This window comes from Halomonas salipaludis (assembly GCF_002286975.1).
GTDB classification, from domain to species: Bacteria; Pseudomonadota; Gammaproteobacteria; order Pseudomonadales; family Halomonadaceae; genus Franzmannia; species Franzmannia salipaludis.
Genome location: NZ_NSKB01000003.1, coordinates 172,205 through 196,065, shown reverse-complemented (window position 1 = coordinate 196,065; position 23,861 = coordinate 172,205). Strand labels below are relative to the sequence as shown.

Below are 23,861 nucleotides of genomic sequence, written 5' to 3'. Positions count from 1 at the left end.
TGGGTGCAGCCCCTCGGTTGTAGGGCGCCGAACGCCATGAAATACTGCCTCTCATTATCTTCCCCACTGGCTGTTGATCCCGATCCATGCTGCGCCTCCTGCTTTCCTGGCTGCTGTTCCTACCGCTGGTGCTTGCCCTGGCGCTGCCCTCGGCTGCGGCGGAAGCAAGCCATCATGGTGACGTGAGCTGCCCGATCCAGCCTGAACCGTCCGTAGAGCTACTTTCCTCGCTCGACGTCGATATCGCAATGGATGCAGGACAAGACGATAGCAGTAGCGGCTGCGTGACCTCCTGCGTCAATCTGTCCGGCGGCGACTCCCCTGATACCGGACTGCTCCCTCCCTCCAGCGAGGCCCTCCGCGCGCCGGTCGTTGCCTGGCTGTCGACCTCTCCTGGGCGTCTCGAGCGCCCCCCTCGCGTCTGACTCGTAGCTGATTGGCGGCTCGTCTCGCTGACGAGCCAATCTTCACGAGAGACGAGAGAGGTTATCCATGACCTATTGCAAAGGCTGGCACGTCACCCGGCGGGTGGCCGTGCGGACAGCGTATACGGCCGATGACGGTAAGCCGCGGGGGGACGTCTGATGGACTATCCCACTATCGATCCAGTGGCGATTTCGCTAGGGCCACTGCAGATTCACTGGTACGGCCTGATGTACGTGGTTGGCTTCGTCGCTGCCTGGTGGCTGGGGCGCCGACGTGCCCATCGGGTCGGCCTTAGCCAGGATGCCATCGGCGACCTGGTGTTCTATGCGGCGCTGGGGGTGGTGGCAGGGGGCCGCCTCGGCTATGCCCTGTTCTATGGTATCGAGCGCCTAGTGGCCGACCCGCTATGGCTGTTCATGGTCTGGGACGGCGGCATGAGCTTCCACGGCGGCCTGCTCGGGGTGCTGGTCGCGGCGCTGCTGTTCGCGCGTAGGCATCGGCTCGGCTACTTCCAGCTCACCGACTTTATCGCGCCACTGGTGCCGATCGGCCTGGGGGCGGGGAGGATCGGCAACTTTATCAACCATGAGCTGCCCGGTCGGGTCAGCGAGCTGCCCTGGGCGATGCCGTTTCCCCATATGGGGCCCGAGCCACGCCACCCTTCGGCGCTGTATGAATTCGCCTTGGAAGGCGTGGTGCTGTTCGTGCTGCTGTGGTGGCTATCCGCCGAGCCGCGGCGGCGGGGGATGATCTCCGGCATGTTCATGCTGCTGTACGGCGTGTTCCGCTTCGCCGTGGAGTTCGTACGGCTGCCGGATGAGCATCTCGGCTTTATCGCCTTTGGCTGGGTCACCATGGGCATGCTGCTGACCGCACCGATGATCGTCGTGGGCATGGCGCTGATCGCCTGGTCACGCCGGCAGCCGGTCGACGGTGCGCTTGGCCACGGCGTGCTGCCTTCACGCGACCATGGGAGGGCATCCTGATGCTGCCACTTGCTAACCGAGTCACGGCCAGCGCTCTCTCCGCCAGGCGCGGCCAGTGTGCACTGCTGCTTGCCCTGTCGCTGCTGGTTGCGTCGCCAGCGCTGGCCGAGGAGGCCACAGAGTGGCCGCTGGGCCACTACCGCTTGCCGGAAAACGGCGATGTGATTGGCGAGACTTACACGATCATCGTTGAACACGAGGAGGACACGCTGCTCGACATCGCGCGCGCCCATAACCTGGGCTACGAAGAGATTCGTCGCGCCAACCCTGACGTCAGCATCTGGGTGCCCGGCGTCGGGACCGAGGTGGTGGTACCGGCGCGGCATATCCTGCCCGATGCGGAACGCACGGGCATCGTGATCAATATCCCCGAACTGCGCCTTTACTACTACCCGGCGCCAGAGCCAGGCGAGGCGCCTAGGGTCGAGACCTACCCGATAGGTATCGGGCGAGAGGGCTACGACACGCCGCTGGGCGTGACCCGAACGACCATGCGTCTGGAGGATCCGGCCTGGTATCCGCCCCGCTCTATGCGCGAGGAGGCTGCAGCGCGAGGGGAGCCGGCACCGGCGGTAGTGCCACCCGGGCCGGAGAACCCACTTGGCAAGTATGCCATTCTGCTGGATATCCCTGGCTACCTGATCCACGGCACCAATGATCCGGACGGCATCGGCATGCGTGCCAGCCGCGGCTGTATCCGCATGTACCCGGAGGATATCGAGGCGATATTCGGTGCCGTGCCGGTGGGCACTCAGGTCAATATCGTCGACCAGCCGATCAAGGTGGGCTGGGACGATGAAACGCCTTTTGTGCAGGTATATGAGCTGCTGGAGGACCAAGCGCACGGCATGGAGGCGCTGGTGGCGACGCTGGGGATGCTCGATCTGGAAGGTGGGGAGGTGCCGCATTTCGGCCAGCTAAGAACCCTGCTGGAGCGCCCCGATGGTCAGGTAGCGGCTGTTGAGCCGCCCATCGAGCCGTGCCCGGATGAGCTAGAAGATGAGCCTGAGCAGGCGTCGGGGTTGTACGAGATGCTCGATCTGCGGCGCTGACGACTCCCCATTAGTCGTCCGACGGGGCGCATCGACCAGTTGGGCCTGGTGTTGACGCGCCTCTTCCACCTGCCTGTGCTGCTGTAACTCGATGTAGGTCAGGGATGACTACCAAGCAGTCAGGGTAAAATACGCTCATGCCTCGGTGGCGGTTTTTACGGATTTTTTAGTCTGGGCTGTGGTGCCATGGTCGCCATCGGGCCCTGCGAGGGCGGTGCGACAGATAGGTCCAGTCCATGGCGAGTCTTTGGCAAGAGTTGCAGGAGAAGTGGCGTAACTGGGCGCCGATCCTCAAGGTGTTATCGGTGCTGTGGCTGGTTCTGGCGGTCTTCATGGCCGTGCCCTGGGTGGTGCTGATCCTCGAGGAGGAGCCCGATGCGCAGGCCTTCGCCACGTCTATTGGCATCGTGCTCGGTGCGGTTGTCGTGAGTTGGCTGGCCACCCTGCGCGCCGAGTTTTACCTGAAGCCCGGGCAGATGTTCCTGGTGACCACCCTCAGTTGGGTCAGCATCAGCACCCTGGCCAGCCTGCCGCTGGTGTTGGGTGCCCCCCAGCTCTCCTTCACCAATGCGGTGTTCGAGTCTGTATCAGCAATCACCACGACCGGCTCTACCATATTACAAGATATCGATGTCCTGTCTGACGGCCTGAAGCTGTGGCGAGGCATGATGCAGTGGCTGGGGGGCATCGGCATCATCGTGATGGGGATCGCCATCCTGCCCTTCCTCAAGGTGGGGGGTATGCGCCTCTTCCACACCGAGTCGTCGGACTGGTCCGACAAGGTGATGCCACGTACCGGTGGTATCGCCAAGGCAACCCTGTCGATTTACGTGGGCTTCACCCTGGTGGCCATGCTGGCTTATTGGCTTGGCGGCATGCTACCGCTGGACGCGGTGGTGCATGCCATGACGTCCCTGGCCACCGGCGGCTTCGCCAACTCGGATGCCTCCTTCGGTGCCTACGCCGAACAGCCTCATCTGCTGTGGCTGGGCTCGCTGTTCATGCTGATGGGCGCCATGCCTTTCGTGCTCTATATCCGCTTCCTGCGCGGCTCGCGCCTGGCGCTATGGCGAGACCAGCAGGTGCAGGGCCTGCTGGCGCTGCTGTTAGTGGTGATTGTGTTGCTTTCCGGCTGGCGCATGTGGCTCGGCACGCCGCCCTTCGAGGCATTGACCCATGTCACCTTCAATGTGATCTCCATCGTGACCACCACCGGCTATGCGTCTGACGACTACAGTACCTGGGGAGCGCTGGCCTTCGTGGCTTTCTTCTATCTGACCTTTGTCGGAGGCTGTAGCGGCTCCACCAGCGGTGGCATGAAGATCTTCCGCTTTCAGATCGCCAGCATCCTGCTGCGCAATCAACTGCGCTATCTGATCCATGTCAATGGCGTCTTTACCACTCGCTACAACGGCCAGCCGATCACCGACGATATCACCAGGGGCGTGGTCGCCTTCTCGTTCTTCTTCTTCCTGACCATCGCTGGGCTGGCACTGGGTTTGGCGATGATGGGGCTCGACATGACGACAGCGCTATCGGGAGCGGCCACCGCGGTGGCCAACGTGGGGCCGGGCCTTGGCGATACCATCGGCCCGGCGGGCAATTTCGCGCCGCTGCCGGATGCGGCCAAGTGGCTGCTGTGCGTAGGCATGCTGATGGGGCGGTTGGAGATCCTGACGGTACTGGTACTGTTGACGCCGATGTTCTGGCGGCGCTAGGCGGATGTGCGCATGAAACCTGGAGTGGAAAGCATGCAGGAGAGCGTAGAAGCGGACACATTGGCATCGAGCCGCCTGGCTCCTGTACGTCTGCTGGTGGCGCTGAGTGGGGGAGACGAAGATGCGGCCCTGGTGCGCTCGGCGCATCGGCTAGCGGTTCGTGATGGAGTGAATTGGTGTGCTGCGTACGTGGACAGTGGCGGTGTAAACCCTCACCGGCGGCAAATCCTGGAGCGAGACTTTGCCCAAGTGCAACGGCTGGGGGGCGAGACACGGATCATCGCGGGCCAGGACCGTGCGCGAGAGCTGGTGGCCATGGCCAGGGAACTCAAGGTGGCCACCCTACTGGTAGGCCACGGACGCCCCTCGGGATGGCGAATCTGGCGCCGACCGGTCGCGGAGCGACTGGCACGCCTGGGAGGGCCCTTCGACCTGGTGGTGGTTGCCGAGGCACGCCAGCGGCCCCGTTTCCGGCCCCGCCAACGCGGGATCCAGTGGCGCTGGCATGATCCGGCCATCGCGGCGACTGCGACGCTGGCGGCCTTGGGGCTTGCGGCGGGGCTGGCGTCCTGGCTGGAGTTGGGCTCCCTGTCACTGCTATTCCTTGCTGCGGTGCTGGTCAGTGCAACCCTGGCAGGCACAAGCTCGGCCATGCTCGCCGCCCTGCTGGGCTTCGTTGGCTTCAACTTTTTTCTGACCGAGCCACGCCACTCCCTGGCCATGGTAGAGCAGGACCAGGTGGTAACCATCGTCGTCTATTTATTGGTCGCGGTGGTCGTGGGGCAGCTGGCCGGCAGCGCGCGCAAGCGCCTGCTGGCACTGCGTGCCAGTCGCGAACAGACCTATCAGCTGTTGACCTTCTCGCGCGAGCTGGCCATGGCGACGCACCGTGAACAGGTCGAAGCGGCCGGCGCTGCAACGCTGATGCAGTGGCTGGGTTGTCCGGTGGTCATGTTGGGTGCAGCCGAAGATGCTGACGATCTGCTGCCGTCGCGCAGTGCCCCGCCGGGGGTGTCGCTGGATGCTGGAGCCCAGACAGCGGTTGCCTGGAGCCGTCGCCATCATCGCCGGAGTGGTAAAGGCACCGAGCAGCCAATGGATACCGATTGGCAGGTCGTTCCGTTACTGGAACAGGACCGTCTGGTGGCCCTGGTTGGCTTGGCGCTGGGGCAGAGGGAGCGCTTGCCTTCCCCTGATGAGGAGGGGCATATCGATGCCATGCTGCGGCTGCTGTCTCTGGCGCTGGAGCGTACGCGTCTGGTGGCAGACCTGGAGGCTTCACGACTTTCCGAAGAGAACGAGCGACTCCGTTCGGCGCTGCTGGCATCGGTCTCCCATGATCTGAGGACGCCGTTGGCGTCGATCATTGGCTCGGCAAGCACGCTGCGTGACCTGCGAGACCAGCTCGGCGCCTGCGACCGCGCTGAGCTGCTTGATGGCATTCTCAGTGAAAGCGAGCGGCTGGATCGCTATATCCAGAATCTGTTGGATATGACCCGCCTGGGGCAGGGTGGCCTCAAGTTGGAGCGCGACTGGATCGCCCTGGACGATCTGGTGGCGAGCGCTCTCAAACGCCTGGGGCCAGTGCTGCAGAGGCTGGAAATACGGCGAGCGTGGCCTGCCGATCTCCCGTTGCTGTATGTGCACCCGGCTCTTATCGAGCAGGCCCTGATCAACGTCATCGAGAATGCTGCACGCTTCTCGCCACCTGGCGGAGTACTGCGTATCGAGGCCGGCCATTCCCCGGCGGATATCTGGCTCGCGGTGATTGACCAGGGGCCGGGTATCGAACCGCACCTGCGTGAACGGGTCTTCGACATGTTCATTACCGGCGGAGAGGGGGATCGCGGTCGCCATGGTAGCGGTCTGGGCCTGGCCATTTGCCGCGGCATGCTGGGCGCTCATGCCGGCAGTGTCACGGCCCTGCCGGCCCCCGACGGTCAGGGCACGCGCATCGTGATGCGTCTTCCCCTCCCTCAAGCGACACAGGCGAGCGACGAGCATGGTGACTGAGCCTCAACGCATTCTGGTGATCGACGACGAGCCGCAAATCCGTCGCTTTCTGCGGATCAGCCTGGTCTCCCAAGGATTCGTGGTTCACGAGGCGCAAAGCGGTGGAGAGGGCTTATCGCTGGCGCTCGAAGAGCTCCCCGACCTGGTGCTGCTGGACCTGGGCCTGCCGGATATGGATGGCCAGGAGGTGCTTAACCGTCTGCGCGCGCGTAGCCAGGTACCGGTCATCGTTGTCTCGGTGCGGGGACAGGAGACCGAAAAGGTACGCGCCCTGGACCGTGGCGCTAACGACTACGTTACCAAGCCTTTCGGCATTCAGGAGCTTCTGGCCCGGATTCGTGCCTTGCTGCGCCATCGCGATGAGTCGCCGTTATCCCTGGAAGGAGGCTGCTATCGCCGGGGTGGCCTGGTGATTGACCTCGGTGCACGGCGTCTGTGGCATCACGCGACGGCTGTTCACCTGACTCCCAAGGAGTACGCGGTGCTCGAGCGGCTCTGCCGACACGCCGGCCGGGTGGTGACCCAGACCCAACTGCTGCGCGAGGTGTGGGGGCCCAGCCACGTCGAGGATAGCCACTACCTGCGCATCGTCATCAGCAAGCTTCGCCACAAGCTTGGTGACGACCCGGGCGCGCCGGCTCTGCTGCAGACCGAGGCCGGTATCGGCTATCGCCTGCTGGTCGGACGCGATGACGCGGCGGCGATGGATGACGACACGGAGAACCACTCATGAAGATCATCATTCTCGGCGCCGGACAGGTCGGCGGCACCCTGGCCGAACATCTCGCCCACGAAGAGAACGACATCACCGTGGTCGATACCGACGGCGGGCGGCTGCGCGACCTGCATAACCGCCTGGATATCCGCACCGTGTCCGGCCCCGCCTCCTATCCCATGGTGCTGCGCCAGGCCGGCTGCGAAGACGCCGACATGCTGATCGCGGTGACCAACTCCGATGAAGTCAACATGATCGCCTGCCAGGTCGCCCACACCCTGTTTCGTACCCCCACCAAGATCGCCCGCGTTCGTGCCACCGCCTACCTGACCCGCAAGGGGCTGTTCGCCCACGAGGCGGTGCCCATCGACGTGCTGATCAGCCCCGAGCAGGTGGTCACCGACCATATCCGCCGCCTGATCGAATACCCTGGCGCCCTGCAGGTGCTGGAATTCGCCGGCGGCCAGGCCCAGCTGGTGGCGGTCAAGGCCTTCTACGGCGGGCCACTGGTCGGCCAGGAGCTGGGCTTCCTGCGCCGCCACATGCCCAATGTCGACACCCGGGTGGCGGCCATCTACCGTCGCAACCGGCCGATCATCCCGCGCGGCGACACCGTGATAGAGGCCGACGACGAGGTATTCTTCATCGCCGCCCGGCGCGATATCCGCGCGGTGATGAGCGAGCTGCGACGCCTCGACCGCGACTTCCGCCGCGTGGTGATCGCCGGCGGCGGGCATATCGGCGAGCGTCTGGCGGAAAACCTCGAGCACAGCCATCAGGTCAAGATCATCGAGCACGACCTGGAGCGCTGCACCACCCTCTCCGAACGCCTCGACCGCACCGTGGTGCTGCACGGCAGTGCCACCAGCAAGCGCCTGCTGCTGGAGGAGAACATCGAGGATTGCGACATCTTCTGCGCGCTGACCAACGACGACGAGGTCAATATCATGTCGTCGATGCTGGCCAAGCGGCTGGGCGCCAAGAAGGTGCTGACACTGATCAACAATGCCGCCTACGTCGACCTGGTGCAGGGCGGCGAGATAGACATCGCGATTTCGCCACAGCAGGCCACCATCGGCAGCCTGCTGACCCACGTGCGCCGCGGGGACATCGTCAACGTCCACTCGCTGCGCCGCGGCGCCGCCGAGGCCATCGAGGCGATCGCCCACGGCGACGCGCGCTCGTCCAAGGTAGTGGGGCGCGCCATCGACGAGATCGACCTGCCCAGCGGTACCACCATCGGCGCCATCGTGCGCGGCAAGGAGGTGCTGATCGCCCACGACGATGTGGTGGTGGCATCCGGCGACCACGTGATTCTGTTCGTGGTCGACAAGCGCCGCATCCGCGAGGTGGAGCGGCTGTTCCAGGTCGGGCTGACCTTTTTCTAAGCGGTGATGTGTACTTCCCTTGGAGACGATTACCCCATGTGTAAGCGATACTTTCCCCTACTGCTACTGCTTGCAGTGGTGTTAGCTCTTGTGGCGTGTGCTGAGAACGAACGCCAGCTGGACTCGCCGGTGGCGTTGGAAGGAGAGATCTTCGGCACCTTCTATCAGGTCACCATCTCTGATTCACTGACGCAACATCAGGTAGATGATATTGAAGCGGGTATCCTGGAAGAGCTCGAAGCAGTGGATGCCATCATGTCGATCTATCGAGATGACTCTGAGCTGACACTCTTTAATGAAGCACCGTTGGGTGAGTGGCAACTGCTTTCAAACGAGCTGATGGAGATTATGTCTATTAGTCAGTCAGTCTCTGCCTCAAGCAATGGTGCTTTCGATGTGACTATCGGCGGACTGGTCAATTTATGGAGCTTTGGGGCCGAAGCGAGGCCGAGAGAAGTGCCGGATGAAAGCATCTTGTCGGAACGCCTATCCGTCGTCGGCTATGACAGCATCGAGTTGGATCTGGGTGAGCGACGGGCACGTCGCCTGAGAGACGTCTATGTTGATTTGGGGGGCGTTGCCAAAGGGTTTGGTACTGATCGCGTCGCTGCATACCTGGATCAACAGGGGATAGGTCATTACCTGGTCAGTTTGGGCGGTGATCTGATCGTTCGCGGTTACCGTGATAGTGAAAGGCAGCCTTGGCGGATCGGGATAGAAGCCCCTCTTGATGATCGGCGACAAGCGCAACATATACTCCCACTACGTGACGTATCGGTGGCGACTTCCGGTGACTACCGCAACTACTTTGAGGAGGATGGTACGCGTTATTCGCATACCATCGATCCCCGTACGGGAAGGCCCATTCAGCACCAGCTCGCCTCAGTAACGGTAGCCCACGCAGTGAATGCCTGGGCAGATGCCTGGGCGACCGCCATGATGGTGCTCGGTGATGAAGAAGGAATGGAGCTTGCCATTGCCCAGGACCTGGCAGTGCTGATGCTGGTTCGTGAGGCAGACGGCTGGGGCAGTTATGCAAGCCCTGCCTTTGCTGAAGTCATTGGTCAAAATGTGATGGAGCGGCTAGGGATTGATATTGCCCAATGATCACACAGCGCCAAACCGGCCAATGACTGCAAAAAAATAAATGCCAATTGAGATGCCGGTGCTGCCCAATGGGCAGCACCGACGTTATGTCATGGTTCACAATCATAGGTATCCCCGCTCTGCCAGCGATACGCAATTATCGATGCCGACCACGATATGATCGATCACCCGCACCTCGACCAGTCCCAGCGCTTCTTTCAGGCGCTGGGTGATGCGCCGGTCGGCGTCACTGGGTTCTGGATCGCCACTTGGGTGATTGTGGACCAGGATGAGGGCGGCGGCGTTGTGCGCCAGAGCCTGCTTGACCACCTCACGCGGGTAAACGCTGGCCGCGTCGATGGTGCCGCGGAACAGCTCCTCGAAGCAGATGACGCGGTGCTGGCTATCCAGAAAGATGGCACTGAACACCTCATGCTCGTAGTCCTGCAGCAGGATCTGCAGGTACTCGAATGCCAGCGCTGGCTGGGTGATCTTGCGCCCCCTGGCCAGACGGCGACGGGCAAAGCCTTTGGCGATACCCAAAAGCTCCGCTTCGGTCACCGTGTCGGTGATGCGATAGGTACCGGCGGTCTCGCCGGCACTCAGCTTGCGATGGTTCATGGTGTCTCTCCTCAGGCCGCCATCACTTGCGCCATGCGGCGCTCCATTTCTTCGTAGAACGCCTCAACCCGCTCGGCGATGGTGCGGATCAGCGCCTCGTCCCGGTAGGCGCGCTTCACGAACAGCGGCATCCCTGGCCAGTAGCTGACGAAGTCGATCCACTCCCGCTCGCTCACCCATAGGCCACCCTGGCACTGCGCGACGTGCTCCTGGGGCAGCTCGCCCTCGAGCAGCAGTTCGATCTGGTACTTGGGCAGCTTGGTCTTGATCTCGGCCAGGCCGTTGCTGTCCACCAGGCAGTCGGGGGAGTAGCCCACGCCGTGGTTGAGGATGATGCCGACCTGCTCGAGGCGAGGCAGGCCAGTGGCTTCCTGGTAGAGCTCCCGCGCTACCGGTTCCAGCGCGTGGCCACGCTGGGTATGGGCATTGCCCTGGAAGGCATCGCTGGGTTCACCGGTAATGCGCTCGCCGATCAGCTGATGCATGTAGCTGATGGCGCCAGTACCGAAGCCTCCCGGCCCCTTGCCCTTGACCAGCAGGGTTTTCAGCTCGGACATGGTGACGATGCCGAGACGGGCGACATGCCACTCGGGCGTGCCCTGTTCCAGTGTCAGGATCTGCATGATGATCTCCTTGGGTAACATGACGGCATAGCGGCGAGGGATAACCCTCGCCGGTGGCTCAGTGACGTTGATGATGGGGCAGTGCCCGCTTCTGCAGGGAGGCGCGCAGCTTGTCGAAATCGCAGCGGGGGACCCGCTCGACCTCGCCGTACTTGCCGACGAACCACTCTTGGGTAGTGACGGGACAGGCGGTGATCAGCTGCTTGAGCTGGCTCGCCTGGAACGGCGTGACCACTTTCATCGGTGGTGCAGCGCCATGACCGTTGTCGTCCTGCCCGCGGGTGGTGATGTTGAGCAGTGCGCACAGCACATAGCGCTTGCCGTAGCTGGTCGAGGAACCGAAGGCTTGCACGGCGTTCTTGCTGCCGCTTGTATCGGCCGGCAGCAGCATGCTGGTCTCCTCGCGGTGGCCGTCCTTGTGCATTAGCACCCCGGTGACCTGGATGCCACGTTCCTGAGTCTGGATACGGAAGCTCACCGCAAATCCATGCTGCTTCATGATCGGCCGGACGGTATCGACGATATCCTCAAGCGTGGCATAGGCCCCGTTGTTGCCCTGGCCACGCTCGGCGATGCTTGGCAGCTCCGTCTGCATAGCCGCCATGGCGGCGCTGTAGGCCATCAGTGCCTGGCGGTCGAGCACGCGCTCCTGCATCTGCAGCAGGCGCTCCATCTTGTCGATATCGACCTCGGGATTGAGGGCCGCTCGCTCGATCACCTGAATGATCGCGGTGCTTTCTTGAAGCGGTGATGCCGGCACCGGTACCGCCTCGGTGACCGCAGCCTGGTGGGTAGCCGGAGCCCGGCTGTTGGTCTTGCGGCGTGGGGATTGGCTGGGTGTGGTCATGTGACCTCCTTTATTGATAGTGCTTGAAGACATCCTGGAGCTGATCGGCAGGTACCGGCTCCAGCGTCACGACCACGCGAAACACCTGGCCCTGGGCCATCACGTGGGTCTGGGCTTGCTTTTGGTCAGCACCGAGCAGTTGGCGGGCCAGCTGCGTCAGCGCCCGACAGGCCTCCAGAGAGAGGGGCAGTGGCATGGGGCCTCCAGAATCGAAAACGCCCGACCTGGGTGGGGTCGGGCGCTATGCCGTGAAAGGGATAAACGAACTTGGTCGACGGGACTGCAAAGGGTGTGTCATTTCAGGTGAGGCTCAGGCCACCAGGGCCATGGCGGACTCGAGCGCCTTGTCCTTGAGGCTCGCCCCCTGGCCGAACCAGGCGGAATCCATGCGGTAGTCGTTGCTGCGCGCCCGCCTCTCGTGGTCGACGTACTCGGTGATGGCGTTGAGCAGGCCCCAGGCAGAGCCCTGCGCCGTGCACAGCTGCGAACCGCGCCCTTCACCGTGGTAGAGCTTCTGCACGCGGTTGAGGGCACGGTAGTTGGGCAGCTTGGAAGGATCGTCCAGCGGCGTCTCGGCGTTGCAGATAACCGACTGGAAGTAGCACTTCACCTCCTCCTGGCTGACCTTACGCTCGGCCAGCGTTTTCATGCGATACATGAAGTTGTCCCACTGCGAGACCGAGATACCCAACTGCTGCTTGACCCGCTGCGGGTTGAACTCGGTGCTGTGCGGTACCTTCACGCCCTGGCTCATGCCATCCACCGCGATGGTCAGGGTGTTGTTGCAGACCACTCGCACCGACGTCGGCGTTGCCACTGTCGCCAAGGAGCCGTCACAGGACGTGGCCAGCAGCAGGTAGGCATTGACCTGATCCTGCCCCTTCAATGCCGTGCCTAGGCCGCTGCGGGCCAAGGCCCAGAACTTGCGGCCGCCCTTGAGCACCCCCGCCGTCTCCAACTCGTAGCCGGCGTACTCGGTCAGGTCGCGGTAGAACTCCAGCACCTCCTCAGGCTGGACCACCTTGTAGCGCTGGGAGACCACCGACAGTGGTGCCCGGGTATCCGAGCGATAGAGCACCTTCTGCTCCGGGAAGGAGTGGATGCTGCCCAGGTGACCAACACCATCGGCAATGAAGCGCACCGGCGACTCCTCGATATGCCAGTCCATGCCGGCCTGCTGCCGCCAGACTTCCAGCGGTTGATGTCGCGACAGCTGCTGCCCCAAGCCATGCCAGGGGGTGTCGCCGACATAGGCCATTTGCTCAATCAGATGTGCCATGGAAAAACTCCTAGACGAAAAAAAGCCGGCAGATCGCCGGCGGGGAAGGGAAGGGAAGCAACGGGTCAGTTGATAACGCGGAAGGCGTGGCCACAGCCCAGGCATAGCCAAGGCGTGCCCCCACCGGGCGGAAACAGGCTCTGGATCATCTGATTACCGGCGGTGGCTCCCGCGATTCCTCCCGTCGTGGCAGCCACAACCGCAGTGGCGATTCGACTGAGAGGGAACTGGGTCGAGGCCACCAGCAGCAGGCCGGGAGAATAGAGCGATGCATAGACGCCTCTGAGGGAGCCAACCAGTGCACCGGCGGTAGTGCCCAGTTTGCGGGCGGTCTCGAGGTTGATGACGCGCTGTGAGGTACAGCGCGAGCAGGGCGGGGACATGTCAGGTCTCCTATGCCGATGAGAAAGCCCAGGGAGGGCTCAGGTCACAGGAGTGATATAGAGCTGAAAATCCTTTCATTGGACTGCTTTCGTCGCTGCTCACCTCATTGAATGCAAGGTCATAATGCGCGCAGGTTGTCGACGCAGAATGTGGATGCTCACGTGCTCCCTCAACACTATGACTCCGCCGATGCTGAAGCCATTGCTGAGGCAGCTAGGCAGGCCACAAGACTCTCGATGAAGATCAAAGTCGGCGATATCAGAGTTGCAACATCATTTTCATCAGGCAGAAACTTGATCTGCGGAAGGCCTTCTGCTCATTCAGGCCATATCACATGAACCGCTGAAACCTGAAAAAAACCGAGCTTATTCATTGTTAGCTATAACCGTGAACGCCTGTACGTTTGGGCAGAAGTCACGACAGACCTCAGCCCCAGCATGGTCACGCATGGCTCGCCAGCAGTGTCCGACCATCCTGCAGTTATTGCAAACAGACTCAAGCCCTTTCAGACTCGATTTATCCAATTTCTGCGTTGAAAAGGCGAAGGTCTTCATCATTGCAGGCAATAGTACCTCAGCAGCCCGGAAGTCGGGGAAACGCCGTTCATCCAGGATGCACGCCACGGCTCGCTCAAGTGGCGGGTTCATCGGATACCCTAAATCATAGATCATATCCTTCATTACCTCAGGGGCAGAGAGTTGAAGCTCGCGCACTGTACGCGTCCCCTGAATGTAGTCAGAAATTCTGCTCATCATCTTTCTCCCGTAACGATCATGAAGGTGTCAAGCCACTACTCATATTGAGTATAATACAAAGAGAACCAAGGTGGATGACTGAGGTCAAGTTTGGATGGATAATATCAACTAATGCCTGCTGTCAAACTATAAGTTCTGCATCACGATAGAGGGCCGATTGTCCGAAAAATGTGCGTTTATTTACAATGTTGGTCTCGGCGACGATTTTATTAAGTTCCCAGGCGTAAAATTTTTAGCTCAGCTTGGTTGGGAGTGGAAGAAAAACTGCATCGAAACAGTAGAGAGCTCAAAAGCCGAAGCTGGCATCTCGCTGGTTAAGGTAACTTGATCATCTTGCGCTCTGTAACAATGAGGAATAGCTAAGCTGATTCTTCAGTGAATATCCCCTGACCCCGCCTGGCTTCAGCTGCGCAGTATCGAGGTCAGGGGAGGGCCATTACAGACGAGCGGGTAGCCAGGTGACCAAGGCTGGGAAGGTGTAAGCTAGAACCATCGTAAGGACAATCAAGCCAATGAAAGGCCAAGCCGCGGCGTAAATTTCCTTCAAACTAACCTCGCTAGGACTCGAGGCGCTGAGGGTGAACAGAGCATAGCCGAAGGGTGGAGTGATCGCTCCCAGGGTGAGGTTCAGCAGGAACAGTGTCCAGAACACAAGCGGGTCGAATCCGAAGACGGCAACCAGCGGGTTGTAGATCGGAATGAGTATCAGCATTAGCGCTATCTGATCTAGGAACATGCACAGCACGAAGGGAATCAGCATCAACAGTATTAGAGCCGCTAGCATCGAAAGATCCATAGCCGTGAGGAAGGCTATCAGTTCGTGGGTGAAGCCGGAGAAGGCCAATAATTGGGTGAGGATCTTCGAGGCTGCCATGATCAGTAAGATCATGGATGACATCAGCACAGCTCCCTTCAGGGCCTCTACCACCATCGTTACTGTGAGCTTGCGGTAGATCGCCGAGACAATCAGGGCGCCCACGACGCCGCAGGCGGCAGATTCGCTGGGTGTGGCGATGCCGAGTAGAATTAATCCTAAGACCGAGAAAATCACGAGTGAGAACGGCATCAGCGAGATAATGGCTTTCCAGATTGGGCGCCGTAACCGGCTCTCATCGCTCTGGAGATCCCGGCTAGGGTCGAGGTGAAGTTGCACTTGGACATAGAGAAAGAAAAGTAGCCCCGCGACGAGGCCCGGCAACACACCGGCTGCGAGCAGAGCCGAAATTGAGGTACCCGATAGCATGCCGATCAGCACGACGAGGAAGCTAGGAGGTATTATCGGTGCGAGGCAAGAACCGCCGAGAATGAGGCCCGCAAGCAAGCGACGATCGCCACCGCGTTTCATACCCTCGACCATAACGGTGCGGCCGAGCATGGCGGCTACGGCGACAGCTGAACCAGAGAGGGCCCCAAGAAGCACCGAAATCACGACAACAATGACATATTGCCGGCCGCGGATTCGGCCGATGATGTCGTCCACTGCGTCGAAAAGAATGGCAATGCAGCCTGAGCGGAAGAGCAGCTCCCCCATGAGAATAAACAGCGGCACCGTGACCAACTCGCCTGTGGTGACAGTATCAAGTATCGACGCTGAGAAGAGCGACAGCATTTGCGGGCCCATCAGCAGGATGGCTGCGATGATGTTGAAACCGAAGAAAGCCGCAAAGACGGGAACGCCGATGATGAAGAGCCCGGCTAAGGTGAAGAATCCGGCATAGATCGCCATGTGTCAGGCTCCTTCGGTAGGCTCGGAGGTATAGGCGGCATGTTCAACGCAAAGGACGGCGATGCCTGCCCGCAAGACATGAAGTCCTGACGAGGCCAAGCCGTACAGGATGAACGCAAATAACCACCATCGCGGTATCGGATAGGCGGCAGCAGTGGTCGTTCCGGTGGCCCAGGCGTCAGCAAGACTACGCATCAAGAGCCAGCTGAGTACGGCGAGAATCGTACAGGTCAGAGCTGAAGCCAGGACGGTCGCTGCCTTCCGCAGAGTGGCTGATGGCAACAACGATGGCAGGATATCCATACTGACATGCAGCCCACGTCTGGTAACCGCAGGGGCGGTGACGAAGACGGAGACTGCAAGCAGATAGTTTGACCAATCCGATACCCAGCCGATTGGTGCACCGATGAAATAGCGCGACATTGTGCCCATGAAGATGAGCAGGGCGATCAAGGCCAGGGCAACCAGTCCGGTATAGAGTCCGATTTCGCTGATGGCGTCGTGGGCTTTCGTGAGCAGGGGTAGCATGTGGTTAACCTCTCATTGATGTGCCGGGTCGTGCTTCTCGGGGCACGATCCCGGCACATCATCGCTTCAGTCGCTGAGCAGCCCGGCCGCTTCGACGATGGCTTGCAGCGCTTCGGTAGCATTCGGGTTGCGTGTCGCCGCGAAACTCCAGGCGCCGTTGACGATGGCCTCGGACAGGGTATCGGCGACCTCGCCTTCGAGAGTCAAAAGCTCCATGCCGGCAGCGGCCATCTTGTCGTGCTCTTCTGCATTAAGGCGCTCATAGGTGTCAGGCACCTCGTGCTCGAGCACTTCCGCCTGGGCCTCGAAGATTGCCCGAACTTCCTCGGATAACCCATCCCAGAAGGCGGCATTGGCTACGATGATATGAGGGGCGGTGGCACCGGCATCGAAGTACTTGTCAGTGACTTCAGCGAAGCCGTAGCCTGCCGCTCCCGCCGCCGGGAAAAGTGCCCCATCCACCACACCACGCTCCAAAGCACTGAACATTTCGGCTGGGGACATTACCACCGGCGTGCCACCGATAGAGGTGATGTAGGGGTGCTGCGGGGGAAGGGCGCGGATTTGCAGGCCCCTCAGGTCGCCGTGGCTCGACAGGTCGCGATTGAGGTAGATCCAGTAGCCATGGGCCAGCGGCACCGAGATGGCATGCACGCCGAGGCTAGCATAGGTTTCCTGGATCACATCCATTGCCGCACTTTTACGAAAAGCTTTGGCGTCGGGGCGGATGCTCTCCAGGCCAGTCAGCAGGGTGGCGGAGCCGGTGTGGAACCCGGGATAGGTGCAAAGTACCTGGAAAATGCCTTGGCGGGTGGGTTCCAACTGCTCTAATGGCGGAACAGTTTCGGGGCCCATCATCTGGACCTGAATCTCACCATTAGAGGCCTCCTCGAGCAATTCGGCGTAGCGATCGCAGATCACGGTGGAGCCAGGATAGCGATCATCCCAGGTCTTAAGCATTCGGACTTGCGTAGTGGCTTGGGCCGCACTTGCGGACACAGTCATCACTGCGGCGGCGAGAAGGGTTGTGATTGTTTTCATGACTGACGTACCTCTGCTTTTTGTTGCCGGGTCGACCGGCTGTTTGGATGCAAGGGTGATCCGTGCAAGGAGCTACTCTACCGATGCCAACGCTTCGGACAGGATGGCGCCCGCATTCGGGGTCACCGGCTCCAGCTGCATGGCCTTGAGCATCGAACGGACCGTGCAGGCCGCGGCTGAGGTCACCGGTATGCCCAGGCGTGCCTCGACCTGTGCCAGTGCCGCCAGTGATGGCATTTGCACACAGGCCGAGAGGACTACGGCGTCTACGCCCTTGGTGTTCAAGCGTTTGACGTCTTCAGTGAGTGCCATCGGGTCGCGCGCGGCTACGGCTAAGTTATCCTCGATCTCTAGTGCCAGGCTGTCCTGGATGTCGAATCCTTCGCTCTCGATGTATTCAGTGACCTTGGCGGCCAACGGCTTCATGTAGGGCATGAGGAGGCTGACCCGCTTGACGCCGAGAGCCTTGAGTCCCTCCACCAGCGCGCCGGCCGAGGAGATGACGGGAATCGATTTCCCCTCTTCGGCAACCGCATCCTCCAACCTGGCCTTGGATGTCCGGTGATAGCCGAGTCCCTGACTCATGATCGCCACCAGGCAGGCGTAGCCCATCACGTCGACATTGGCATCCGCTAGCTCACGCGCGCAGCGCAGGGAGTCATGGTCCATCGCGGCCAGCTCTTCCGGGGTCACCTTCTTCATGCGCATCCGACTGGAATGAAAGGTGAAAAGCTCCGGGCGGATGGCCTCCCGCTGCCGGAGCATGGCGGGAATCTCGGTTTCCATGGTGATATTGGAAGAGGGCACGATCTGCCCGATCCGATAGGTTCTCATAGCGATTTCTCCGCATGCAGGGGGTGGACGTCGGCATAGGCCGCGATTCGGGCTCTCAGCGCGTCAGGCAGGGGCACGGCGGACCAGCTGGCGCCATCGACGGTGACCGGACTGATTCGGGCGAGAAAGGCGACCGGGCCTGGATGTCCGGCGGCGACTCTTGTAGCCGTGACGTGGAGGTCGAAGGTGCGCGAGCGGATCTCGCCGACCCGTACCTCCATGTCGAACTGGGTATCGACTGGCAGTGGTGAGCGAAAGTCGAGTTCGACGCCCCGTACCGGGAAGCGCACCCCGAAGCCCGACTTGGCACTGTGGAGCGGTCCACCCAGCATCAAACTAATGAATGCTTCATGGGCAGAAATGGTGTAATCGAGGAAGCGTGGCGTATAGACGATTCCGGCTGGGTCGCAGTCCCCCCAGCGCACCACGCGCCGAATGATCAGCGGTGCATCACCAATGACTGTTTCCGTCGAGGGGAAAAAAGAGTAGGACGTCATTCGGTTAATCTCACCCGTTCGGCCTCGAGGGCCTTCATGAAAGCGGGGTACTCGGACGCGACGCGTGCCGTATCTACTCGGCTGGTGCGCGTCAGGTAGTCCAACGCGAAAACGTGAGGGGTATCGGCTTGTTGCATGTGCCGACTCATCTCCTCGTACCAGGTGTAGCTCTCCTGGGCCGCCCCGATCAGCTTGTCGGCGGCCGGCTTGCGGGTGGCCACGTAGGTGGCAAGTGCCGCCTGGATATCACCCTTCGTCTCCAAGGCCTGGACCAAGGCAATGGAGTCTTCCATTGCTATTCTTGTGCCCGAGCCAATAGAGAAATGCGCCCGCCGTACAGCGTCTCCGATCAGCACGCGGTGACCGTACGTCCAGTGGTCATTCCAGACTGGCTGGAAGTTCCGCCATTCGGATTTATTGGAGATGAGCGGGGCACCCTGAAGCTCTTCGGCATAAAGCTCTTCCACATAGGCTTGCCGTTCATCCTCGGTCATCTCGCCGAAGCCACAGCCCTCCCAGGCGGCGCGATCACACTCCATGACGTAGGTACACATACGATTCGTGTAGGGATAGTAATGTGCACAGAAAGCGCCTCCTCCGGCGTTACGGAAGCTTAGCGTGGGGCGGTCGTGCACGCGCTCGGCGCCGTACCAAGCGAAGGAGTTGGAAAGCTGGCTGTCATGGGTACCGAAGGCGTGGGGGTAGCTACGCCGCAAGGTAGAATTTGCGCCGTCCGCACCGATCAGCAGGTCGGCTTCCTCTAAGGCTTCGACGTCGTGGATGTCGTCATGGTGGCTGACACGCACGCCGACTTCTGCGCAGAGCTCTTGCAGCACCTTGAGTAATTGCAGCCTTTCGACGGCACCGCCGTATGCCTTACCACCGATTGAAACGGCCTTTCCGTTCAGGATGATTTCCTGATTGCCGAGCCGCTTGGTGATGCCGCAGAGCCGGGCGAAACTCTCGGCATCCGCCTTTTCCAGACGAGCAAGGCCTGCTCCGGCGAGGACGACGCCGAAGCCGAAGGTGGCGTCGGGCGCATTCCGCTCATGTACGTGAACTTCCACCTTGCCGAGGCGCTTACGGGCGAGATAGGCGAAGTAGAGGCCTGAGGGGCCACCACCGAGAACATTGATCTTCATTTTGATACCCAGTCAATTATTGGCGATATTGATGCTCTTATGTAATTCAGGTCAAGTGCTTTCGGTAACCCCAGTAGCCTCGCCCCCTAGTGCCGCCTCAATGCTCTGACGCAGGATGGCCTTGTTGAGCTTGCCAACTTTTGTTAAAGGGAGCGCATCGATGATTTCAATGCGTTCGGGCCATTTAAAGATCGCAAGCCCCGCTTCCTTAAGAAAGGCACCGAGTTCCTCGACGCTGGGCGGGGTCGTGCCGGGCTCCACTACTGCGTAGAGGCAGATGCGTTCCCCATGGGTGGGCGAGGGCATACCCACTACTGCAACATCTATGAAGGCGGGATGGGCCATGACGGCACGTTCGACCTCCTCGCAATTCACTTTTTCGCCGGCGCGGTCCACCACGTCCTTGATGCGGCCCTCGAAGGAGTAATATTCCTGACCATCTATCCGGTGCCGCAGCATCAGATCTCCGGAGCGGTAGAAGCCGTCGCTGGTGAAGGTTTCCGCGTTGCGCTCCGGGGCATTGTAATAGCCACGGATGGTGTAGGGGCCGCGCACGGCCAGTTCACCGATCTGGCCCTCGGCGACTTCGTTCTCGTTCCCCGGCTCGAGTAACCTAACCTCGTCATGCTCCGATATTGGGCGACCGCAGGTACCGAAGCGGATAGCCTCGCTGTCACCATGGCGGGTGAACATGATGGTGCCCTCGGTCATCCCGAAGATGTGATGACCTTCTACGCCCATCGTGCGGGTTACATCTTCGGCGGCGTCGGTGGAGAAGATTTCACGCAGTGCGTCGGTGGGGATATGTCCTTGGGATATCTCTGTCTTCATGCGCATGATGATCGGCTTGGCGGCGCCCATGATCGTGGGCCGCAGGGTGTTGTGTACCTCGCGCATCGCCTCTTGGTCGACCCGCGGCGTGGCAATGACCGTGCCGCCGTTCATGAGGAAGGGGCCCCAACCGCAGCCCATGTTGAGGTTGTGGGCAAAGGGCATGGGGACGAATAGACGGTCTTGTGTATTCCAGCCCTTGAAGTTCCAGGCTTGGCGCATGTTGTAGAGGTATTCTGAGTGCATCCGCGGGATGATCTTGGGCACCCCGGTCGTGCCACCCGAGAGCTGGAAGGCGGCAACCTGCCAGGGGTCCTGGGGCACGGCCTCGAGCCCGGCGAGTGCCTCGTCCAGGTCTTCCGACATTAGTGTCGCCAGGTCGATAGCACCCTCACCGGGGATGCCTCGGGTCGAGACGATCAGCTCAAGTCCTTCTACCTCTTTCTGCATCTTCTTGGCGAAGGCATGGAAGTCGAACTTTGTCTCGTCGCTTTCGATGAAGTGGGCCTTGGCGCCACCGAACGCGGCGAGATAGCCGATCTCCGCCTCACGGTGAGCGGCCAGGGTGCAGATCGGGATGATTCCAGCCTTCCAGCAGGCGAGAAAGGCAATGAGCGTCTCCGGCTTGTTGGTGAGCTGAAAAATAACTCGATCGAGTGGCTTTAACCCCAACTGAAGGAGCCCCTGGGCGACCCTGTCGGTCGTCGCATCCAGCTCGGAATAGCTTATCTGGCCGTCGAGCCAGAGGATGGCGGGGCGCTCGGCATGCTGCCGGGCCGCTGCGCGGAAACCATCGGCTAGCGTCTCAGCGGTAATGGCGCCGGACGCGTGCCAGCGCTCGAGGTCGGCGGCTGGCGGATAGACGACACCGGCCATGGGGTGCTGTGGTTGGTAGGTCATGATCTCTTCCTTCGGTGTAACTCAGGTGACGAGCCGGTCCTGCAACCAGCCTCGGATCGCCTCGCCGGCCAGGGCCTGGCCACTGGGCTCGCCAGCCGCGAGGGGCTGGCCGTGGTGAGTGCCGCGGACCGTCGCCTGGTCCTTGTCAGAGGCGCCCAGAGCGTCAAAGATCGCGGCGATCTCCTCGGGAAAGACACAGGCATCCGCGGTGTAGCGCACGACGAAGGTCGGCTGCTCGATCACCGGGGCACAGCGCAGTACCCCGGCCTTCGAGGAGAGCCCCGACCAGGTCGACAGCCAGCTCTCCGGCGTGCAGACCTTGCCGAAGCCGACCCCGTTCATATTGGTCTTGAACGGGTCGCGTCCCCAGAGTGAGCCGAGCGTGCGGTCGGTCGGATCGAGGGAAAGATCCCAGTTGCGCAGATCGGCATCCGTGCGCGGCACCTCGAAAATATGCTGCCAGCCCGCCATCAATTGCTCTTGGTCGGAAGCCTCGCCGGCTTTCACCCGGGCCCGTGCCTCCATACGTGCGCTGACCATGTCCCGAGCAGCTTGGTCGATCCGGTCGACACGGGCTCGCTGGGCTGCCCGGTAGCGATCGATGAAGTCGGGAGCGTAGGTCGCTCCATTCGGCGTGAAGCCGTTCTCGGTGGAGAATGGAAAGAGGGCAGGGTCCAGGGAGAGCGGGTCACGTTCATCGGTGACGGAGGGATCCAGCGAGTTCATGAGCAGCAGGCCCTGACCAGGGTGCGGTGCTACCAGCACCAGCAGGTCGGGCCTGGCCATCGGAGCCTTGGAGAGCTTCACCGGTCGTCCGGCGGGCGTGTGCGTCTCGCGATGTGATGGGGGCAGGTTGGCCTGCTCAGTGTAGAAAGCATAGAGCCCGCCGCCGCCCGAGTTGCCGACGAGTATAAGCTGCTCGTAGCCCCGGTCCTTCAGAAAGGCCGTCCCGGCATCGACGTCCAGCAATGCTAGTTCGTGCTCTAGCCTCAGGTCGTTGCCTGGGTTGCGGGATCCCTGGACCCATACCGCGGCGCCAGCGTCGAGCAGCTCAGGGACAAGGTAGTGAGTGGCTAGGATCTCGCGCGGGTGCATCAGGCAGCAGACGGCTCGCTCGCCACCGCGACGATAGAGATAGCCGGTGATGTTGGCGCCATCGACCGTCGTAAGGGTGTGGACCGAGGCGATCATGTCAGTTGGCAGCCGCGCTGGGTCCCACTGCGCGCCCCGGAGCCCGGCCAGTGGCTTGAAGTCTACAGAAGACATCGTGGCCTCCTTGTGTTGTTGTCTTAAGAGACTACCCATTTATTGATATGATATCAATAAATGGGTAAAGAATGAGAAATGAGTCTACGCCTGTTGCCGGTAGATGGTTGTAAACCGGCTGTATGGACGGGTCAGAGTGCTCTATTGGTCCCGACGACACGCACCTCGTCGCGCCCCCAGTGGGCGATCTCGCCGTTTAGGCCGCCGGTGAAGATGCCGTACCAGACCGCGGGCTTCATCTTCATCGCTTTGCGGTCGAAGGTCAGCTCGTCCGGTGCGGATATCGTCCAATAGCCCTTCACGGGACCGGTAATCGTCACGGCTGTTTTTGCACGCATGGTGTCGACCATCGCCTGGAATTCGGGGACATCGATGACATGTACCTCGATCATTTGGCGTCCTCCTTCTTGTAGATGTCGACCAGTTTGGCTTTGCGGCGCCATACGGCATCGATGTCATCCATCAGTCGACTCGCGGCGCGGGCTTCGGACTCTACCTCCATCGCGGCCTGCATCGTTAGGCGGGCGTCCACCTCGTCGATCTCCTGGGTCTCGCGAAGACGCCGGGTGATTTCCACCGGATAGCCGTTCGGGTCGGTGAAATAGATCGACTCCAGGATCTCGTGCCGGGTGTAGGGCGACACTTGGATGCCACGCTTCTCCAGCGTTTCCTTCCACGAGGCCAACTCTTCCTCGCTGTCTACGGCCCAGGCGGTGTGGGTGGCGAAGTAGAAGTGGTGTCCCTCGGGGGTGTACTTCTCGGGGCGCTCGCTGCCGATGTAGTAGAAGAAGGCGATGGTGGCGCCTTTCCCCGCATCGAAGAAGAAGTGCAGGAAGTCGTGGTGCCCCGGGGGGCCCCAGCCGCGCGCCGTGATCGCATGGACTAGCGGCAGGCCGAGCACATCGCGGTAAAACTCCACCGTCTCGTTCAGTTTCCAGGTCGGGCGGGCGGTGTGATCGACGCCGTGCAGGGCCAGCTGGATGCCATCATCCACGGCGTGCCTCACACCAGCGAGGTCGCCCGTGCCGATGCCCATCGCCTCGTTGAAGCTCTTCGCCGAGGAGGCGTCGTCGCGCGTTGCAAGCTTCTCGGTCATTGCAGTCGCTCCTTTCGAATCTTCGTGTCAGTAGAATACTGACATTTATTGAGGCTATGTCAATAAAAAGGGGCTTGCAAGGAAATTTGATAGTGTGGCAATTTTAG

General features: G+C 61.2%; 25 protein-coding genes. 8 read left to right on the top strand and 17 right to left on the bottom strand.

All coding sequences use genetic code 11. The features are described 5' to 3' along the window. Positions 1-86: 86 nt before the first annotated feature. From CK498_RS08520 to CK498_RS08485, 8 genes are all read left to right on the top strand, one after another. Positions 87-425: a hypothetical protein gene (locus CK498_RS08520; RefSeq protein ID WP_095620448.1), complete on the top strand. Its 339-nt coding sequence runs from the start codon at positions 87-89 to the stop codon at positions 423-425. Between the two features lie 156 nt (positions 426-581). Further along, positions 582-1,412 carry a prolipoprotein diacylglyceryl transferase gene (lgt, locus tag CK498_RS08515; RefSeq protein ID WP_095620447.1) on the top strand — a complete coding sequence of 277 codons (831 nt, stop codon included), beginning with the start codon at positions 582-584 and terminating at the stop codon, positions 1,410-1,412. Next, the gene (locus CK498_RS08510) at positions 1,412-2,464 is read left to right on the top strand and encodes a L,D-transpeptidase family protein (RefSeq protein ID WP_095620446.1); all 1,053 of its coding nucleotides are present in this window, start codon (positions 1,412-1,414) and stop codon (positions 2,462-2,464) included. The genes lgt and CK498_RS08510 overlap by 1 nt, the downstream gene beginning before the upstream one ends. A 236-nt stretch (positions 2,465-2,700) precedes the next feature. Then, entirely contained in the window at positions 2,701-4,182 is a 1,482-nt protein-coding gene (gene trkI, locus CK498_RS08505) for a Trk system potassium transporter TrkI (RefSeq protein WP_095620445.1), read from the top strand. A 33-nt stretch (positions 4,183-4,215) separates the two neighbouring features. Further along, complete coding sequence (locus CK498_RS08500) at positions 4,216-6,195, top strand: ATP-binding protein (protein WP_176475751.1); 1,980 nt, start codon at positions 4,216-4,218, stop codon at positions 6,193-6,195. Beyond that, a complete protein-coding gene (locus tag CK498_RS08495) occupies positions 6,185-6,928 on the top strand; it encodes a response regulator transcription factor (RefSeq protein WP_205600929.1) in 744 nt (247 codons plus the stop codon). Before CK498_RS08500 ends, CK498_RS08495 begins: the two co-directional genes overlap by 11 nt. Beyond that, positions 6,925-8,298, top strand: coding sequence for a Trk system potassium transporter TrkA (gene trkA, locus CK498_RS08490; protein ID WP_095620443.1), 1,374 nt, complete (start codon positions 6,925-6,927; stop codon positions 8,296-8,298). The genes CK498_RS08495 and trkA overlap by 4 nt, the downstream gene beginning before the upstream one ends. Before the next feature lie 36 nt (positions 8,299-8,334). Beyond that, positions 8,335-9,405, top strand: a complete 1,071-nt coding sequence (locus CK498_RS08485; protein ID WP_095620442.1) for an FAD:protein FMN transferase — start codon at positions 8,335-8,337, stop codon at positions 9,403-9,405. A 102-nt stretch (positions 9,406-9,507) separates the two neighbouring features. Here CK498_RS08485 and radC read toward each other — a convergent pair whose 3' ends face one another. From radC to CK498_RS08400, 17 genes are all read right to left on the bottom strand, one after another. Then, positions 9,508-10,005 (bottom strand): RadC family protein, encoded by a 498-nt coding sequence (gene radC, locus CK498_RS08480; RefSeq protein WP_095620441.1) that lies wholly within the window; start codon positions 10,003-10,005, stop codon positions 9,508-9,510. An 11-nt stretch (positions 10,006-10,016) separates the two neighbouring features. Further along, positions 10,017-10,628 carry a lambda exonuclease family protein gene (locus tag CK498_RS08475; RefSeq protein WP_095620440.1) on the bottom strand — a complete coding sequence of 204 codons (612 nt, stop codon included), beginning with the start codon at positions 10,626-10,628 and terminating at the stop codon, positions 10,017-10,019. Positions 10,629-10,686: 58 nt separating this feature from the next. Continuing rightward, entirely contained in the window at positions 10,687-11,475 is a 789-nt protein-coding gene (locus CK498_RS08470; RefSeq protein WP_095620439.1) for an ERF family protein, read from the bottom strand. A gap of 10 nt (positions 11,476-11,485) precedes the next feature. Continuing rightward, a complete protein-coding gene (locus CK498_RS08465; RefSeq protein ID WP_095620438.1) occupies positions 11,486-11,671 on the bottom strand; it encodes a hypothetical protein in 186 nt (61 codons plus the stop codon). A gap of 114 nt (positions 11,672-11,785) precedes the next feature. After that, positions 11,786-12,754, bottom strand: coding sequence for a DUF932 domain-containing protein (locus tag CK498_RS08460; RefSeq protein ID WP_095620437.1), 969 nt, complete (start codon positions 12,752-12,754; stop codon positions 11,786-11,788). Between the two features lie 65 nt (positions 12,755-12,819). After that, positions 12,820-13,137 carry a hypothetical protein gene (locus CK498_RS08455; RefSeq protein ID WP_095620436.1) on the bottom strand — a complete coding sequence of 106 codons (318 nt, stop codon included), beginning with the start codon at positions 13,135-13,137 and terminating at the stop codon, positions 12,820-12,822. 366 nt (positions 13,138-13,503) lie between these two features. Continuing rightward, the gene (locus CK498_RS08450; RefSeq protein WP_095620435.1) at positions 13,504-13,890 is read right to left on the bottom strand and encodes a hypothetical protein; all 387 of its coding nucleotides are present in this window, start codon (positions 13,888-13,890) and stop codon (positions 13,504-13,506) included. 439 nt (positions 13,891-14,329) lie between these two features. Further along, positions 14,330-15,619 carry a TRAP transporter large permease gene (locus tag CK498_RS08445; protein ID WP_095620434.1) on the bottom strand — a complete coding sequence of 430 codons (1,290 nt, stop codon included), beginning with the start codon at positions 15,617-15,619 and terminating at the stop codon, positions 14,330-14,332. A gap of 3 nt (positions 15,620-15,622) precedes the next feature. Continuing rightward, on the bottom strand, positions 15,623-16,147 hold the full coding sequence (locus CK498_RS08440; protein WP_095620433.1) for a TRAP transporter small permease: 525 nt from the start codon (positions 16,145-16,147) through the stop codon (positions 15,623-15,625). Positions 16,148-16,213: 66 nt separating this feature from the next. After that, entirely contained in the window at positions 16,214-17,188 is a 975-nt protein-coding gene (locus tag CK498_RS08435; protein WP_095620432.1) for a TRAP transporter substrate-binding protein, read from the bottom strand. Positions 17,189-17,260: 72 nt separating this feature from the next. Next, positions 17,261-18,022 carry a maleate cis-trans isomerase family protein gene (locus CK498_RS08430; RefSeq protein WP_095620431.1) on the bottom strand — a complete coding sequence of 254 codons (762 nt, stop codon included), beginning with the start codon at positions 18,020-18,022 and terminating at the stop codon, positions 17,261-17,263. Continuing rightward, complete coding sequence (locus CK498_RS08425; RefSeq protein WP_095620430.1) at positions 18,019-18,519, bottom strand: acyl-CoA thioesterase; 501 nt, start codon at positions 18,517-18,519, stop codon at positions 18,019-18,021. The genes CK498_RS08430 and CK498_RS08425 overlap by 4 nt, the downstream gene beginning before the upstream one ends. Continuing rightward, positions 18,516-19,661: an FAD-dependent monooxygenase gene (locus CK498_RS08420; RefSeq protein WP_095620429.1), complete on the bottom strand. Its 1,146-nt coding sequence runs from the start codon at positions 19,659-19,661 to the stop codon at positions 18,516-18,518. Before CK498_RS08420 ends, CK498_RS08425 begins: the two co-directional genes overlap by 4 nt. Positions 19,662-19,712: 51 nt before the next feature. Beyond that, positions 19,713-21,392, bottom strand: coding sequence for an AMP-binding protein (locus CK498_RS08415; protein ID WP_095620428.1), 1,680 nt, complete (start codon positions 21,390-21,392; stop codon positions 19,713-19,715). 21 nt (positions 21,393-21,413) lie between these two features. After that, positions 21,414-22,658 carry an alpha/beta fold hydrolase gene (locus CK498_RS08410; RefSeq protein ID WP_095620427.1) on the bottom strand — a complete coding sequence of 415 codons (1,245 nt, stop codon included), beginning with the start codon at positions 22,656-22,658 and terminating at the stop codon, positions 21,414-21,416. Between the two features lie 131 nt (positions 22,659-22,789). Next, positions 22,790-23,050 carry a hypothetical protein gene (locus CK498_RS26360; protein ID WP_095620426.1) on the bottom strand — a complete coding sequence of 87 codons (261 nt, stop codon included), beginning with the start codon at positions 23,048-23,050 and terminating at the stop codon, positions 22,790-22,792. Next, positions 23,047-23,754: a VOC family protein gene (locus CK498_RS08400; RefSeq protein WP_217987735.1), complete on the bottom strand. Its 708-nt coding sequence runs from the start codon at positions 23,752-23,754 to the stop codon at positions 23,047-23,049. The genes CK498_RS26360 and CK498_RS08400 overlap by 4 nt, the downstream gene beginning before the upstream one ends. Positions 23,755-23,861 lie beyond the last annotated feature (107 nt).

Bases quoted from the DNA above. Each gene is read 5' to 3' on its own strand.
- CK498_RS08520 (WP_095620448.1), top strand. From the start codon at position 87: ATGCTGCGCCTCCTGCTTTCCTGGCTGCTGTTCCTACCGCTGGTGCTT.
- CK498_RS08510 (WP_095620446.1), top strand. From the start codon at position 1,412: ATGCTGCCACTTGCTAACCGAGTCACGGCCAGCGCTCTCTCCGCCAGG.
- trkI (WP_095620445.1), top strand. From the start codon at position 2,701: ATGGCGAGTCTTTGGCAAGAGTTGCAGGAGAAGTGGCGTAACTGGGCG.
- CK498_RS08500 (WP_176475751.1), top strand. From the start codon at position 4,216: ATGCAGGAGAGCGTAGAAGCGGACACATTGGCATCGAGCCGCCTGGCT.
- CK498_RS08495 (WP_205600929.1), top strand. From the start codon at position 6,185: ATGGTGACTGAGCCTCAACGCATTCTGGTGATCGACGACGAGCCGCAA.
- trkA (WP_095620443.1), top strand. From the start codon at position 6,925: ATGAAGATCATCATTCTCGGCGCCGGACAGGTCGGCGGCACCCTGGCC.
- CK498_RS08485 (WP_095620442.1), top strand. From the start codon at position 8,335: ATGTGTAAGCGATACTTTCCCCTACTGCTACTGCTTGCAGTGGTGTTA.
- radC (WP_095620441.1), bottom strand. From the start codon at position 10,005: ATGAACCATCGCAAGCTGAGTGCCGGCGAGACCGCCGGTACCTATCGC.
- CK498_RS08475 (WP_095620440.1), bottom strand. From the start codon at position 10,628: ATGCAGATCCTGACACTGGAACAGGGCACGCCCGAGTGGCATGTCGCC.
- CK498_RS08470 (WP_095620439.1), bottom strand. From the start codon at position 11,475: ATGACCACACCCAGCCAATCCCCACGCCGCAAGACCAACAGCCGGGCT.
- CK498_RS08465 (WP_095620438.1), bottom strand. From the start codon at position 11,671: ATGCCACTGCCCCTCTCTCTGGAGGCCTGTCGGGCGCTGACGCAGCTG.
- CK498_RS08460 (WP_095620437.1), bottom strand. From the start codon at position 12,754: ATGGCACATCTGATTGAGCAAATGGCCTATGTCGGCGACACCCCCTGG.
- CK498_RS08455 (WP_095620436.1), bottom strand. From the start codon at position 13,137: ATGTCCCCGCCCTGCTCGCGCTGTACCTCACAGCGCGTCATCAACCTC.
- CK498_RS08450 (WP_095620435.1), bottom strand. From the start codon at position 13,890: ATGAGCAGAATTTCTGACTACATTCAGGGGACGCGTACAGTGCGCGAG.
- CK498_RS08445 (WP_095620434.1), bottom strand. From the start codon at position 15,619: ATGGCGATCTATGCCGGATTCTTCACCTTAGCCGGGCTCTTCATCATC.
- CK498_RS08440 (WP_095620433.1), bottom strand. From the start codon at position 16,147: ATGCTACCCCTGCTCACGAAAGCCCACGACGCCATCAGCGAAATCGGA.
- CK498_RS08435 (WP_095620432.1), bottom strand. From the start codon at position 17,188: ATGAAAACAATCACAACCCTTCTCGCCGCCGCAGTGATGACTGTGTCC.
- CK498_RS08430 (WP_095620431.1), bottom strand. From the start codon at position 18,022: ATGAGAACCTATCGGATCGGGCAGATCGTGCCCTCTTCCAATATCACC.
- CK498_RS08425 (WP_095620430.1), bottom strand. From the start codon at position 18,519: ATGACGTCCTACTCTTTTTTCCCCTCGACGGAAACAGTCATTGGTGAT.
- CK498_RS08420 (WP_095620429.1), bottom strand. From the start codon at position 19,661: ATGAAGATCAATGTTCTCGGTGGTGGCCCCTCAGGCCTCTACTTCGCC.
- CK498_RS08415 (WP_095620428.1), bottom strand. From the start codon at position 21,392: ATGACCTACCAACCACAGCACCCCATGGCCGGTGTCGTCTATCCGCCA.
- CK498_RS08410 (WP_095620427.1), bottom strand. From the start codon at position 22,658: ATGTCTTCTGTAGACTTCAAGCCACTGGCCGGGCTCCGGGGCGCGCAG.
- CK498_RS26360 (WP_095620426.1), bottom strand. From the start codon at position 23,050: ATGATCGAGGTACATGTCATCGATGTCCCCGAATTCCAGGCGATGGTC.
- CK498_RS08400 (WP_217987735.1), bottom strand. From the start codon at position 23,754: ATGACCGAGAAGCTTGCAACGCGCGACGACGCCTCCTCGGCGAAGAGC.